Origin of the sequence: Exiguobacterium sp. 9-2, assembly GCF_036287235.1 — a bacterium.
Taxonomy (GTDB): Bacteria; Bacillota; Bacilli; order Exiguobacteriales; family Exiguobacteriaceae; genus Exiguobacterium_A.
On record NZ_CP142850.1, the window covers coordinates 2308647 to 2323790 of the forward strand.

Annotated in this window: 16 protein-coding genes; 6 read left to right on the forward strand and 10 right to left on the reverse strand. The window is 46.3% G+C overall.

Annotation, left to right across the window (positions count from 1 at the left end; all coding sequences use genetic code 11):
* Positions 1–110 precede the first annotated feature (110 nt).
* On the forward strand, positions 111–401 hold the full coding sequence (locus VJ374_RS12145; RefSeq protein ID WP_056062721.1) for a hypothetical protein: 291 nt from the start codon (positions 111–113) through the stop codon (positions 399–401).
* 88 nt (positions 402–489) lie between these two features.
* Here VJ374_RS12145 and VJ374_RS12150 read toward each other — a convergent pair whose 3' ends face one another.
* On the reverse strand, positions 490–1503 hold the full coding sequence (locus VJ374_RS12150; protein WP_290772160.1) for a PTS sugar transporter subunit IIC: 1014 nt from the start codon (positions 1501–1503) through the stop codon (positions 490–492).
* Positions 1504–1682: 179 nt separating this feature from the next.
* Positions 1683–2753: a M42 family metallopeptidase gene (locus VJ374_RS12155; protein WP_214852775.1), complete on the reverse strand. Its 1071-nt coding sequence runs from the start codon at positions 2751–2753 to the stop codon at positions 1683–1685.
* 119 nt (positions 2754–2872) lie between these two features.
* On the opposite strand from VJ374_RS12155, the gene VJ374_RS12160 reads away from it, so the two are divergent.
* Positions 2873–3175 carry a PepSY domain-containing protein gene (locus VJ374_RS12160; RefSeq protein ID WP_012371126.1) on the forward strand — a complete coding sequence of 101 codons (303 nt, stop codon included), beginning with the start codon at positions 2873–2875 and terminating at the stop codon, positions 3173–3175.
* Positions 3176–3244: 69 nt separating this feature from the next.
* On the forward strand, positions 3245–3601 hold the full coding sequence (locus VJ374_RS12165) for a DUF1304 domain-containing protein (RefSeq protein ID WP_329468874.1): 357 nt from the start codon (positions 3245–3247) through the stop codon (positions 3599–3601).
* A gap of 38 nt (positions 3602–3639) precedes the next feature.
* Here VJ374_RS12165 and VJ374_RS12170 read toward each other — a convergent pair whose 3' ends face one another.
* Complete coding sequence (locus tag VJ374_RS12170; protein ID WP_035406163.1) at positions 3640–4155, reverse strand: hypothetical protein; 516 nt, start codon at positions 4153–4155, stop codon at positions 3640–3642.
* A gap of 116 nt (positions 4156–4271) precedes the next feature.
* Positions 4272–4913 (reverse strand): tRNA (guanosine(46)-N7)-methyltransferase TrmB, encoded by a 642-nt coding sequence (gene trmB / locus VJ374_RS12175; RefSeq protein WP_035406161.1) that lies wholly within the window; start codon positions 4911–4913, stop codon positions 4272–4274.
* A gap of 176 nt (positions 4914–5089) precedes the next feature.
* On the opposite strand from trmB, the gene cydS reads away from it, so the two are divergent.
* From cydS to budA, 3 genes are all read left to right on the forward strand, one after another.
* A complete protein-coding gene (gene cydS / locus VJ374_RS16000; RefSeq protein WP_414651135.1) occupies positions 5090–5191 on the forward strand; it encodes a cytochrome bd oxidase small subunit CydS family protein in 102 nt (33 codons plus the stop codon).
* A gap of 163 nt (positions 5192–5354) precedes the next feature.
* Positions 5355–7046 (forward strand): acetolactate synthase AlsS, encoded by a 1692-nt coding sequence (alsS, locus tag VJ374_RS12180; RefSeq protein ID WP_308101851.1) that lies wholly within the window; start codon positions 5355–5357, stop codon positions 7044–7046.
* Between the two features lie 11 nt (positions 7047–7057).
* Positions 7058–7771 (forward strand): acetolactate decarboxylase, encoded by a 714-nt coding sequence (budA, locus tag VJ374_RS12185; RefSeq protein ID WP_035406157.1) that lies wholly within the window; start codon positions 7058–7060, stop codon positions 7769–7771.
* Positions 7772–7811: 40 nt separating this feature from the next.
* Here budA and VJ374_RS12190 read toward each other — a convergent pair whose 3' ends face one another.
* From VJ374_RS12190 to pepV, 6 genes are all read right to left on the reverse strand, one after another.
* A complete protein-coding gene (locus VJ374_RS12190; RefSeq protein WP_056062733.1) occupies positions 7812–8612 on the reverse strand; it encodes a phosphotransferase family protein in 801 nt (266 codons plus the stop codon).
* A 51-nt stretch (positions 8613–8663) separates the two neighbouring features.
* Positions 8664–10778, reverse strand: a complete 2115-nt coding sequence (gene pulA / locus VJ374_RS12195) for a type I pullulanase (protein WP_313586019.1) — start codon at positions 10776–10778, stop codon at positions 8664–8666.
* A gap of 61 nt (positions 10779–10839) precedes the next feature.
* Positions 10840–11715, reverse strand: coding sequence for a hypothetical protein (locus tag VJ374_RS12200; protein ID WP_329468876.1), 876 nt, complete (start codon positions 11713–11715; stop codon positions 10840–10842).
* 1 nt (position 11716) lies between these two features.
* Positions 11717–12235, reverse strand: a complete 519-nt coding sequence (thpR, locus tag VJ374_RS12205; RefSeq protein WP_329468879.1) for an RNA 2',3'-cyclic phosphodiesterase — start codon at positions 12233–12235, stop codon at positions 11717–11719.
* A 7-nt stretch (positions 12236–12242) separates the two neighbouring features.
* Positions 12243–13391 carry an MFS transporter gene (locus VJ374_RS12210; protein WP_290752119.1) on the reverse strand — a complete coding sequence of 383 codons (1149 nt, stop codon included), beginning with the start codon at positions 13389–13391 and terminating at the stop codon, positions 12243–12245.
* Between the two features lie 60 nt (positions 13392–13451).
* On the reverse strand, positions 13452–14849 hold the full coding sequence (gene pepV / locus VJ374_RS12215; RefSeq protein ID WP_329468882.1) for a dipeptidase PepV: 1398 nt from the start codon (positions 14847–14849) through the stop codon (positions 13452–13454).
* Between the last annotated feature and the right edge of the window lie 295 nt (positions 14850–15144).

Sequence of the window (15144 nt, forward strand, 5' to 3'; positions counted from 1 at the left end):
AATTTCCCTAGAAGTCATTGCCCTCATCATAGCATATTCAAATGTGACTGTGCGTTTTTGTGCTCGGTTTGCTATACTGCAACTAGAAAACACCTTGAAAGGACTTCACTATGGCAGATCAACCAATCAAACATCCGTTCGAACGCTTCGTCGGCTTCATCGGCATGACGAGTTGTTTACGTTACGGCTATTCCTTCATTGATTCCGAACGGAGCTTACCCGAAATCTTTTTATATTTAGTTGTCGGTTTCGCGGTCATCATTCTACTCGAAGCACTCGGAAAACGACTTGCTCGGAAATTACCTGTCGTGCGCATGCGTTACTTGATACCCCTCTATCTCGTTTATCTTTACATCTTCTTCACGAGTTTTTATTCGAGTTCATTCGGATTCTCTTTATGAAATGAAAAAAAGCTGATTCAAAAGGCATGTCCTTGTTTATCCACCATTCGATCAAACAGACACATTCTTTAGAATCAGCTTTTTGTACTTAATATTCGATTTTCAAGTCACCATCTTGAATCCGACCGAGTCGAAGTAATAACCGATAGATGAGATAACTGATGATGCCAGGCGCAATAAAACATAATACGATGACGGCTACATAGTATTCCATTTCAAACCCCATCGTCTTCAACAACATCAATGGACCAACAAAACCACTCGTCCCCATGCCTGAGCCTTCTGGGTTGCTCTCAAGCATCAACAGAACAGTCGCGAATGGCGCTAGGATAGCACCTGCGATCGTAGGCGGAATGAGAATCCAAGGATTGCGGATGATGTTTCCGACTTGGAGCATCGATGTGCCGATACTTTGTGCGATGACGCCCCCGATTCCGTTATCACGATAACTGATGACACCAAAACCAATCATTTGAGCGGCACAGCCGATCGTCGCAGCACCCGCAGCAAGTCCATCCAATCCAAGCATGATTCCAAGTGCGGCACTTGAAATTGGCGCTGTCAATGCAAGTCCCATCACAGTAGCAATGAAGATACCCATGAACAACGGTTCGCGTTCCGTCCCCCAGCGAATTATTTCACCCAGATCGGTCATGCCTTTTCCAATCCATTTCCCGGCATAACGTCCAGCAACGAATCCAACTAGCAACGTGACGAACGGCGTCAACAGAATATCGAGTCGCGTCATCTTTGACACGAGTTTTCCGATTTCTGTTGCAAGTAGCGTCGCAATGTAACTACCTGCCGGTCCGCCAGCTTCATATCCAAATGCTCCAACCGCAACTGCTGCAAATAAGATGAGTGGCGGTGCTTCAAGCGCAAACGCTACGGCGACACCGATCGCTGGTCCCGTCAGAGCAATCGCCTGCTCGCCTAATTGAATAAGAAACCTTGCTTCGATACCACGATCTACCAACCCTTCTCCGATTGTTTGAACAATCAAGCCCATGATCAGCGAACTGAATAAACCAAGCGCCATATAACTTAATACAGTGATGAAATATACTTTAGGGCTAAGTGAAATTCCCTTTTGCTTGAACATCTTGTCACGTCCTTTACTCAACATCGCGTATCATTATACCAAATCCACTTTCGATTCGACTAGGCTGTTTTTCCAGCTGACAAGACAATCAACATCATTATGTTCTCACTACAATAAAATAGACGACGGATTATAAGTCCGCCGTCTATTTCATGAGGATGGTCCTCCCCGTTCGTTATTTACTTGACTTGCAATGTTGCAAGCGTCGTCGTATCAAGATTCGTGACGAGTTTTCGTAGCAATTCCTTCGCCGCATCATAATCATCTGTATGCATGATCGATGCGTGCGTATGGATATAACGTGCCGGTAAACCAACGACTGTTGTTGGAATACCATTGTTCGAGCGATGGATGACACCGCCGTCCGTTCCACCTGCACCGACGTAGTATTGATACGGAATCTTGTTCGATTCTGCCGTATCAAGGACATAATCCGTCATCTCTTTCGAAAGAATCATGACGCTGTCTTTAATACGGAGTAATGGTCCTTGTCCGAGTTGACCAAATTCCGTTTTGTCTCCTGACGCATCATTGGCAGGAGACGCATCGACGACGAACGCCACATCAGGATCGATAAGCGTCGTCGCTGTTTGGGCACCGCGCAATCCGACTTCTTCTTGAACCGTTGCACCAGAGAACAAAATGTTCGGATGATCCGCTGCTGTCGTCTCCTCCAACAATTCGATTGCCATTCCGACACCATAGCGGTTATCCCATGCTTTCGCCATGATTTTCTTCGGATTCGCCATCGGTGTGAACGGGAAAAATGGTACTGCCGGAATACCCGGACGTACACCAAACGATTCCGCTTCTTCTTTTGAATCCGCACCGATATCGATGAACATGTCTTTGATTGCCATTGGCTTATTGCGTACTTCTTCTGTTAATAAGTGTGGTGGAATCGACGCGATGACACCAGGGATGATACCGTTGTCTGTACAGATCGAGAACCGTTGGGCAAGCAATACTTGACTCCACCAACCACCGAGCGGTTGGATCCGTAACATCCCATTCTTCGTGATTTGCGTCACCATGAATGCCACTTCGTCCATGTGTCCGGCAACCATGACTTTCGGTCCTGTCGCATCCCCTGTTCGCTTCCCGAAAATCGAACCCAGTCCATCTGTAACGATCTCGTCCGTGACAGGTGTAATGCGTTCGCGAACGAACTGACGCACCTCGTGTTCAAACCCTGGTGCCCCATTTAATTCCGTCAGTGTTCGAAATAACTCTCTCGTTTTTTCATTCATATGTATCGCCTCCTGTTACCCATTATACAAAAAATTGCTTCAATCACTTAACCTTTTGTTTCTCTCTGAACGAATTATTTGGTACAGTAGGAATAGAACCTGTAAGGAGGGGAATTTTAATGAAAAAACGCTATTGGATTATCGGATTGGCAGCAGCTGTCGTCGCCGCTTTCGCAGTGAAGAAGGCCGTTGACAATAAACAACTTTCTGCCGAAGAAGCGCTCGAAATCACGAAACGCACATTTTCAGCAAAAGGACGTGTCCAAGGTGCATGGATCTCTGCAACACCGGAGGCTTACGCATATGAGTCACGTGACTACCAAAGCTATAAAGGTGGCATCTCGGTCCTTGAAGGTGATGACGAAAAAACGTATCAATTCACAGTCGATGCCGAAACTGGCGCATTACTCGAATACGCTTAATCAGAAGACCGTGCTTCAATCGATGAAGTACGGTCTTTTTTTCACGTTCCTATAAAGGAGGTATGATTCATGTCCATTCTTGCTACTATCTTCGTTTTACTTGTTTCCTTAGAGCACTTTTATATCATGGCTCTTGAAATGTTCTTTTTATCCTCTAAGGCGGCACGACGTACATTCGGACTGACGGATGAAGCGGTCGCATCTAAGCAAATCCAGACGCTTTTTGCCAATCAAGGTCTCTACAATGGATTTTTAGCTGCTGGTCTTCTGTTTGGTCTGATCCGTGAAGATATTGCTGTCCAACTGTTCTTTTTAGCTTGTGTGTTCATCGCCGCACTCTATGGCGCCTTGACGGCTAATCGTTCCATTTTACTTAAACAAGGATTACCCGCCATACTCGCTTTCATCTTTGTGTTGTTAGCATAAAAAAAAGCCTCTACCCAAACGGGTAGAGGTTTTTTTGATTAGCGCGGGTTATCGTTGCGCTCATAAATCGGATTCATGTATTCCGAAGTAGAGTACAAACGTGGTACGACGATGTATAAGACGATCGCTGGTACAGCGATGATCAACAACATCAAGAGTACCGGTAACCAGTAAACGACTTTTTGATGAAGATTATCCGAGTTGCTGTCGATGTATTCTTTTACGCCATCAACTTTTGCAGCGTCGGCATTCGTCAACAATTTACCGCTATCGGCATTGAAGAAGTGAATTTCACGTTTGATTGTGATGAAGATGCCGTCACGAACTGTCTTGATGACAGCGATTCCGCCAATGACTTCTTCTCCTTTTCCGTTCGTGAACGTCTTCGGATCCTCGATTTTGACCGAACCTTTTTTATAATCGTAATGCGTCGTTGGTAATTCCTCATTTAATGCTTTTGTCATTTCTGAGGTATCAACCGCAGCAAGTACCGATTGACCGATACTTAACGCGAGAAAGAGCGCCGTTACGAAGGCTAAGCTTTTCTGCCACATCCCCAAATTCCCCCTTTACCTATAAGTACAAGTTCTTCAGTCAACAACATTGTACCAATTAATAAGAAAAAAGTGTGAAAGAAATACCAGGAAAATAAGAAAACTTTTTGTCTAAATTAATTTTGGTATGTTGCTTCCATCCGATAAATTGGTTGACCCATTGAAGAAAAGCGCTCTTCATACTCTGTCCGGACGTTATCCTCCGGTTCATTCGCATGTAGATCAAGCGACATCCAGTCAAAACGCATACCGTATGCCGACATCGTCATCAGACTCGATTCAAACAACTTTCGATTGTCAGTCTTGAAATGGATTTGTCCTTTCGCAGGTAAGATGTCTTCATACGTTGAGAGGAACGTTTTATACGTCAAACGACGTTTCGCATGGCGTGTCTTCGGCCAAGGATCCGAGAAGTTCAAATAAACGCGCGCTACTTCACCTTTTTCGAAGTAATCACGTAAATCTTTCGCATCGACCGTCAAGACACGAACATTTGCTTGTGGAGCCTCTACTAATTTTTGAACGATCGTCACTGCTACGCTCTCAAAAAGTTCAATCGCGATGAAGTTGATCTCCGGATGTTGGTTTGCCATCCCTGTAATGAAGGCTCCTTTTCCTGACCCCACTTCGATGTAGATCGGATTATCATTTTTAAACTCTGTCGCCCAGTTTCCTTTCAGGGATGCTGGTTCTGCTATATAGATCGAGGATTGTTCCTTCATATAATCCTGTGCCCATGGTTTATGTCGTAAACGCACTATCGTTCATCCTTTCCAAACTTAAATTATCCGCAGATAAGTTTATCATGATTCGGGTAATTATATAAGAACTTCTTCAATCCCGATTGAAGAATGTTCAGCAGTTCGTCACTTGAGAAACAGTGAGCAATCTACTACACTAAAGGTACGTAAGAACTAAAAAGGAGGGCTATACCATGGAAGACTTCTTGATTGCTTGGGGCTCCCCCATCGTTCTCGTCATGGGCATCTGTGCCTTATTCGTCTGGGCGACTTTCGGAAAAGTCGACGTTGAATAAGCGCAATCTCTGTACCTTGTGTAATCGTACACAAGGTACTTTTTTTATTCTCTAAACGAATTTAGGTTGGATTTACCATGAAACAGATGTATACTTTTTTCGAAACAGATTATTTATTACAGCTATCGAACACCAAAAAACGTTGGTAAAAAGGAGAATTGTAATGAACGAAAATAAAAACAGTGATTCAAAAGAACTAGTACAGAAGAAAACAGGTGCAGACTTAGTCGTCGATTCACTCATCGAACAGGGTGTAGATTACATTTTTGGTATTCCTGGCGCCAAAATTGATTCCGTCTTCAATGTGTTACAGGATCGGGGACCTGAACTCATCGTTGCACGTCACGAACAAAATGCTGCATTCATGGCTCAAGCCATTGGTCGCTTGACAGACAAACCAGGCGTTGTACTTGTAACATCTGGCCCAGGCGCATCAAACTTAGCGACAGGTCTTGTGACAGCAAACTCTGAAGGTGACCCAGTTGTCGCAATCGCCGGAGCCGTTACACGAGCAGACCGCTTAAAACGAACACATCAGTCCATGGACAATCAGGCACTCTTTACACCGATTACGAACTTCAGTGCAGAAGTGCAAGATGCCGATAATATTCCAGAAGTACTGTCCAATGCTTTCCGAACAGCGGAAACAACATCTGGGGCTGCTTTCGTTAGTATCCCGCAAGACGTCGGATTGAGCGAAGCGAACGTCACGGCATTCCGTGCGGTTGAATCACCGAAGCTCGGTGTTGCACCAGAAGCTTGGGTTGAAGAAACAGCTCGTTTGATCCAAGATGCGAAGCTACCTGTCTTGTTGCTCGGTATGCGTGCGAGTCAGCCGGACGTCGTACATGCGATTCGTTCCCTGCTCAAACACGTCTCGATTCCTGTCGTCCAGACGTTCCAAGCGGCCGGCACATTATCACGTGAGCTTGAATCGAATTTCTATGGACGCGTCGGACTATTCCGTAATCAACCGGGAGATGCACTGCTCGCAGAAGCGGATCTCGTCCTCTCGATCGGCTATGACCCAATTGGCTATGATCCGAAATTCTGGAACCAACCGACGCACGACCGGACGCTTGTCCATATTGATCAAATGCGTGCTGAAATTGACCACTTCTATCGCCCAGACCGCGAGCTTGTCGGTGATATGGCGAAAACGGTCGATGCAATCGCCGAGCGCCTGCAACCACTCACATTACCTGAAAGTTCAGCTCAATTCCTTGAAGGATTACATCAACGTCTTGTCGATCGCGATGTTCCTCCTGTCGCGGATTCTCCGTTGACGCACCCACTCTATTTCATGAAGACGTTACGTGAAAAAATTGCGGATGATGTCACGGTCACAGTCGACGTTGGTTCTCACTATATTTGGATGGCACGTCATTTCCGTTCGTACGAACCACGTCACCTTCTCTTTAGTAATGGGATGCAAACGCTTGGTGTCGCGCTTCCTTGGGCAATCGCAGCAACACTCGTACGTCCTGGTAAGAAGGCCGTCTCGATTTCAGGTGATGGTGGATTCCTCTTCTCGGCGATGGAACTTGAGACAGCTGTTCGTTTGAACTCACCACTTGTCCACTTCGTATGGCGTGATAGCGGATTCGACATGGTCGCGTTCCAACAAGAGATGAAATACAAACGGAAATCCGGTACGTCATTTGGTGACGTCGATCTCGTCAAATATGCTGAGAGTTTCGGAGCAAAAGGATTACGCGTCAATCATCCATCTGAACTAGCCGCAATCATGGATGAAGCACTCGCGACAGAAGGACCAGTCATCGTCGATGTTCCGATTGATTATCGCGACAACATCGCGCTCGGAGAACAAGTTCATCTCGATCAATTGAACTGAGGAGGATTCACATGACACACGATAAAACGCTCGTCCAGATTTCAACGATGATGGCACTGCTCGACGGAGTATTCGAGAGTGAAGTCACATACGCGTCCGTTCTTGATCAACGAAATTTTGGTATCGGAACGTTCGACCACTTGGATGGTGAGATGATTGGTTTTGATGGTCAGTTCTACCAGCTCCGTTCAGACGGTAGCGCTCGGCCACTTCAGCCTGAGACGACAACGCCGTTTGCGACATTGACCCGTTTCGTGCCAGAGCAAACGCTCTCCGTGACAGAAGAGATGTCAAAATCGGAATTCGAACACTGGTTGAATGAACAACTACCGACGATCAATAGTTTTTATGCCGTTCGAATTGATGGAACGTTCACAGAGGTGCAGACACGTACCGTCGCACGTCAAGAGAAACCGTTCGTTCCAATCACGGAAGCTGTCGCCTCTCAAAGCGCGCGTACTTTCGAACAAACGGAAGGAACACTCGCCGGTTACTACACACCACGGTTCGGTCACGGTATCGCCGTCGCTGGATATCATCTTCATTTCATCGATGCTGAACGCGCGGGCGGAGGCCATGTCTTTGACTACACGGTCAAGAACGTCACCGTCACATTCGAAGAAAAACCGCAGCTTGATTTACGTTTACCAACGACTGAAGCGTATCGGTCGGCGGATCTTGAAAGTCATGATATTGAAAAAGAGATTAAAATCGCAGAAGGTTAATCAAAAAAGCGTGTCGTTCCTTTTCGGAATGACACGCTTTTTAGTCGTTCGAGTATTCAAGTAACTGTTCTAGAAAATGATAGCTGTCCTCGACATCCGGATGACGCATATCTTCATACCAATACAAGGATAATACAGCTTGCGCTACGACATACCAATGCATTCGTTGTTTCAGATCATTCGTCAACGGATGACCATAATGCTCAAACCATTCGGGCCAAGCCGCTTCATCGACATAACTGTATAACATCATCCCGAGGTCATACGCACGGTCGGCAATGATCGCATCATCCCAGTCGTTCAGGTAGAGTTGACCGTCCGCTCCCGTCAACCAATTATTATGATTTAGATCTGAATGACAGACGACTTGTTCATCCGTTCTTACTTGCTCCAGATTTCGTTCGAGATAATCCATCGCAAGTTCTACCAGTTCTGGATTCTCTAAGTCTTCTGGTTGAAAATATAAGTGACATTGGCGCAATAACTCATCAGGCTCGATCGGACGTTGGTCAAGCTGTTGTAGCATGAACAGCAATTCCTTCGAATCATGGATTTTCCCAAGCAAACGCGCCACTTCCGGACGTTCCATCATTTCCGGCTCCAACTCGTCGCCTTCAATGAATTGTTGCGCACTGATGACATCCCCGCTATAGATTCGTTTCGTCCATAATAATTTCGGGACGATTCCGTCCGCGGATAAAATCGCCAAGAACGGCGATGAATTTCGTTTTAAGAACAATTTTGATTGTCCGGTTGAAGCGATGTACGCTTCTCCTGTGATTCCACCTGCTGGCGTAAGGGTCCAGCCTTCGCCAAGCGCATCTAAAATATCTATTTCCATTATAATCCGCTCAACTTTTTTAGTAGATTTGCCTAAGGCACAATGCTTATCTTAACACGTCGCAATCGTCGTTGACAACGGAAGGACTTGAATCCTATCGACACCTTTCAGAAGCGGGTCGACCGAGGCATCATCCCCTTGGACATGTACATTCCAGCGCGAGTGATCGAGTGAGACTTCCACGATTTCGTGCGTCGTATTGTAGACAACGAGCGTGCGTTGCCACGCATCGTACGAATGGATCGCTTCGACTTCGTAGGCGATGACACCCGGACGTAAGTTGATGAAACGAAGCAGTTCTCGAACCTGATTCGCCCGGTGTAGACGGAATCCGCCATGCATTCTACGAATTTGTAAAATCGTCTTGATATACGTAACGAGTGAGAGATGATCATCCCGGCGTTCCCAGTCCATTCGGTTGATTTCGTCCGATGCATTATAACTGTTTTCGACACCTTGTTTCGTACGCAAGAACTCTTGACCCGCATGCAGAAACGGAATGCCTTGCGCAAGCAAAGCGATCGTTTGAGCTAATCGACTCATCCGTAATAACTGAAGTTCGTCTGCTTCCGGACAGGAGATCTTCAATTTGTCGTACAGCGTATGGTTATCGTGCGCCTCGACATAGTTGATCGAATACGTCGGTTCCGGAAAACGTCCATACGTTTGGTTATCGATATGAACACTACCCGCAATCCCGTTTCGGACCTCTCCTTCTTTCCATCCGTCTCCGGCAACGAATCCTCGATCGTATGCACTGAACGTCGATCCTTTCAAGGCATCACGGAACACGTCATTAAAATGAGCGATTCGCGGCATTTGCGCAGCCGAGGCGCTCATCGCTTTGAATCGTTCCGGCAACGCCGTCGCAAGATCCCAGCCCTCTCCATACACAAGAATCGTAGGATCAATCGCATCGAGTGCTGCACGTACTTCATTCATCGTCTCAATGTCATGAATGCCCATTAAATCAAATCGAAACGCATCAATGCGGTAGACACGAGCAAAGTACGTCAAGCAATCAACGATGAGTCGACGCATCATGAATCGCTCGGATGCGGTATCGTTTCCAACACCCGTTCCGTTTGAGAGCGTGCCGTCTACTTCGTAACGGAAATAATAACCCGGAACGAGCTGTTCAAGAGAGGAACGCTCCCGAACAAAAACGTGGTTCATGACGACATCGAACGTAACACGAATCCCTGCTTCATGGAGTCGCTCCACCATATCCGCGTATTCTCGGACGCGAACGAGCGGTGCGACCGAACTCGCGTAGCTCCCAGCTAATCCGAACCAAAGCATCGGATCGTATCCCCAGTTATATGGCGACCTTGTTCGTTCATCGGTCGTTTCGAAGAAGTGGACCGGTAACAGCTGCAGATGCGTAATCCCGAGATCAAGAAGATAATCAAGACCTGTCGCATGTCCACGAGAAGAAACTGTTCCACGTTCCGCCACCCCTGCATATTGTCCTGGATGACTTGAACCAGCGGAACGATCAATCGTAAAATCGCGAATATTTGCTTCATAGATGACAGCGTCCGACGGTTTGACGAACAGAGGACGCGCGACTCGCTTTGGAAACCACTCGGAAATCGTCTGTTCAACGTCGGCGATGACACCGTAACGACCGTTCTCCGATATCGCATGAGCGTATGGATCGACGACTTCATGTGTGCCAACGTACGTCGTCACTTCATAGCGGTACCATCGTTCTGCTGATTCTTGCCCAAGTCGAAGGTGATAGGTACCTTGCTCTTGTCGCTCCATCTTGTGTCTTCCGAGTACCTGTTCATCTTGATCGTATACGATACACACGATTTGCTCTGCGACAGGCGACCAGACAGCAAAATGATACGTATCGTCTTCTTCCCAGACACCGAGCTTCTCTTCGTAACGGTACTTTCGCTCGAACGCTTCCGTCCGAACTAATCGATCAGGAACGACACGGATTGACCTGCCTGCTCCGAACACCTCATAGCGGCATTCTAACTCGACTGGTTCAAGAACCGTTAACTCATAAATCACGAACTGTTCCTCTCGATGCGTTTCGGTCTGTTGAATTTCAAGCGGTTTCCCATCACATTCAAGCGACCAGTGGATTGACGGATTGCCTTCGACCTCGACTCGGATGCTTCGAAACGATGAGAACTCTGCCCGGATCACCGGTATTACCACCTCTTGGTTCGTCATGTCTTTCGCAACGACAATGCCGTCGCTTCCTCCCCTACTCTTGAATTCCTGACTGCCCTTCACTTAGAATTGCCATTTGAAACGGGATCGATACGGTCTCTTTTAGGATTTTTTCACACACCCGCATCTGAAACGCTTTTGTATGCGGCGCACTTGCATTCATTCGTTGCAGCCAGTTTGGAAACTCGACTTTATTGACGTAAGTCGTCGTCGTCTCTTTTGGAATCTGATCAAAATAACCTGAAGGTGCTAAAATGACTCGTTCGATCGGCAAGACATAATCTCGCCCAAGTACGACTCGTAGAATATCTTCCGTCCGCTTTAAACCGATGTTCGGATTCAAAATTTGTTTTGTGGATGCCTTGAACGGTTGTTCCCGCCACAACTTATCTCGCCGGATATGATAGATACTTTCGTCACCGTCAAGCCATTCCATGATATAAATCGCGGATGGACCGACGACGAACGGACTCAATTCGACTTCCCCGACTTGATATTGAATGACGGTGCGATAAAACATTGCATACTGTTCATTCAAGAGGTGTAACATCTGATAAAAGTCTAAATGACGTTTTAACGGAATCCGCCAAATGTCCTCTTCGCCCGCTCCACCAGTGACGTTTAATAATTTTTGTAACTCGAGACGTTTTTTGTACCATTTATCAAACGCTCTTCGAGATAATTGTTTACCCGGAAGTTGAATGACTTCGCTTTTTTTCATCACTTGCCACCACTTCTTCGGACGGATGAGCGTTTCCCCGGGAAATAATTCTCCAGCCTCCCATCTACGATAGACATGAGCGTAATCAAGCGCCTGATGTTCACCGAACCGTTTTGTCATCTCAAGCGGATTTTTTTCAAATCGACTATCTAAGTCATATAGTTTCATCAAGATTGCGATGTGGATCACCTCATTCCTCTTTACCTAGATGAATCCGGTAAACCGGTTCATATCGCGGCGAAACGCCTGGTCGTACTTCAAACAGAATAAGTTCACGAACAGTCCATTCCACCGGTTGTATCGGATTCGTCGTCCATTCTTCCGCCTCCGTGCGCCACTTCTTCGCGATCGTGACATGCGGAACGAATGGTTTAGTCGCACTTGGATCAATCAGACGCACTAATCGAAACAATTCCTCTGCTTCTGTTCCGAATCCGACGACACGTGGTCGCTCCCTTTGTCCAAAGGTAATTAGACGATCTAATCGAAGTACGAAAGGTTCGATCGTGCGCGCAATCTCCTGCAGTTGCTGTTTCCACGATCGTTGTTCTTCTTCCTCCAGCGGGCCAAAAAAACGAAGCGTCAAATGGTACTCTTCTAACGTATAGACATTTCGAAAGTAATCAGATAGAGATAAACGATTAGCGATATTTGCTAAATCTTCAGAAGGAATCGGTAAAGCAACGAAAAAGTGTCGTTCCTGTCTCATCGTATCTTCACTCCTTCATTCGACCACTGACACTGTACAGGACGGCACCAAGAATACTGCTAATTGTATATACCCAAAAGACGGTATAGATTGTACTTTGGTCTAGCACAAACCCACTCATCAAGTTAAACAGCGCTGTCGCTAGCCCTGTCGTCGTTGCCATATATGTACTGACAGCTGTTGCGACCATCGTCTCTGGAACGAGTGACCGAACATAGTCTAATGCAACAGGGATCAACAATCCGACGATCATTCCTTGCATCGCAGACAATACCCAAAGCATGACGATCGGAAGCTCTAATGCGATCATCGCCGTACGAGCAGCTGACAGCAAGGAAATGAAGACAAGAACTGGAATCGCTCCGAATCGTAACAATAGACGCGAAGCGATGCGCATGAACGGGATTTCGCACAGAACGGCGACGAAGAACAAGGTCCCGACGAGCGCGGTTGTCTCTCCACGAATCGTGACGTAGCTGCCAAAGTAATAGTTATTGGCGAAGATCGGTCCGAAGATCAAACTCCCTCCCGCTAAGAATAACAAGAAGCGTCGATTCGAAAAGAGTTGTTTCAACGGTACCTGTTGTTGATGTGAAATGTGTACGTTCCCCGTTTCTTCAATACCGATCAACACAAGAAAACCAAGAACCCACGCTGCACCGGTCGCATAAAAAATCAGACCAAGTCCACCCTCCTCAGTGATTTGTCCAAGGATGAAGACGGCTAAAGCAAAACCAGCTGATCCAAAAAGACGCAAGGCGCCATAATCTACCTTACGTTTTCGTGTATATTCGATCGCTAATGTATCAACGAGTGGAATATGCGCGCACTGGAATAATGCCCAGACACATGAAATCAACAGTAAAAGTAGATAAGCGGACGTCAGTAAGTAACTCAATGTAAATACTCCAGCGGCGAGCATGGCAACGAGTAAGAGACGTTTTGGCTTTCCGAGTCGATCTGCCGCGATGCCCCAAACGGGCTGTAAGAAAATAGAGAGAATCGGTCCGATCGCAACGATTGTACCAATCTCTGAAGCGGACAGACCGAACGCATCGCTTGAAAAATAAAGCGCAAGATACGGAATGAGTGCACCTTGTCCAAAGAAAATAAAGAAATATAACGCTTGGAAATGATAAGTTTGACGATTTTTCACACGGAACTTCCTTTCAAGAAGCAATCCCCCCATCTTCACGATGCGGGGGATCATCAGTCATTATTTTGCGAGTTCATAAATTGCTTCTGCATAAATCGCGACAGCAAGCAAGAGTTCTTCAAAATCAACATATTCATCGACTTGGTGGGCAACTTCAGGACCACCTGGGAAGACTGGTCCAAATGCAACCCCTGCCGTTAACGAACGTGCATATGTACCACCACCGATAGCGATCAGATCAGCTGGTTGGTTCGTATGACGTTCATACACGGCACTCAGTGTCTGAATCAATTCATGATCCGGATCGACATGGTGTGGTGTCATATGTGTTCGAGTCTGTAACTCGAAGCCATATCCCGCTGCCGCTTCCTTGATGATTTGCAAGCGTTCCGTGAAGTCTGCTGAATAAGGATAACGGATGTTGATCGACGCTGTTCCTTGCTCTTCTACATACCGGAATACACCACCGTTGATCGTTAAGTCACCTGTCTCGTCTGAAGCAGCGACACCAATCGCTACACCGCGAGAATCACGGAACATGTGCGTGACAAGCTGAATATAACGACTACCGTTATAATCCAAGTGAAGCGTATTGAGGAAACGTGCTAAATGTAAGGCAGCATTTTTACCGTTATCCGGCTCCATCGCATGGGCTGCGACACCGTTCACATCAAGAACGAGACCTTCCGTTTCTTGCTTGACCGTCCCAGACAAGCCTTGTTCTTCAAGATACGTATGGAAATCCGTTTCAAGCGTCCCCAATTCGACGACACGAAGAAGTGCTTGGGCATGACCCGGAACCATGTTCGGACGTTCGCCGCCTTCAAAACGAACGAGATGGTAGCCTGTATCAGATGCTTGCGCTGGTTTCCCTTGAATCAATAACCCATCATACAGTCCTTTTTCCGCATTGATGATCGGGAAGTCGGCATCTGGTGCAAAGCCGAGAGTCGGCATTTCTTCATGTTTGAAGTAATGATTCACACAACGCCAGTCACTCTCTTCATCTCCTCCAGCAATCAAACGAATACGTTTTGAGAGCGGTAATCCGAGTTCTTTGACGATCTTCAAGGCATAATAAGCTGCCATCGTCGGTCCTTTATCATCGATTGCACCGCGCGCATACAGTTTCCCATCGACAAGCGTTGGGTTAAATGGACCGTATGTCCAGTGATCGCCACCAGCTGGTACGACGTCTAAGTGACAAAGAATACCGAGTAACTCTTCCCCTTGACCATATTCCAAATGTCCGGCGTATCCATCAACATTTTTTGTCTTGAATCCGTCTCGTTCCCCTGTCGCGAGCATCCAATCAAGGGCTCGTTTGACTTCTTGACCAAACGGTGCACCTTCTTCGATTGTTGATTCATCAAGTATACTCGGAATCCGCAGTAGTTCTTTTAAATCCTCTAATAAGTCCTCGCGACGCGCGAGTACTTCTTCTTTCCAATTTACCATCTGATTTCGCTCCTTCATTCTAGGTTGAATTCGTTTCCTATACACCTTTCTAGTATAGCGAATATTCGTTCAGATACGAACATCCAAATTCTGTTTTCTTTTTTATTTGTTTAAATAACGAACATTAAACGATATTAAAACTCCAATTATCGACTTTACAATCTGTTTGAATATGTTTTTTATGCAAACGTTCGGTTAAATCACTTGCAATTTAACATCAAAACGTTATACTAAAGGCGAAACAACTGGATATTGCATTGTCTTTTGTCACCCGAAGCTTTAGAACACTATTCTA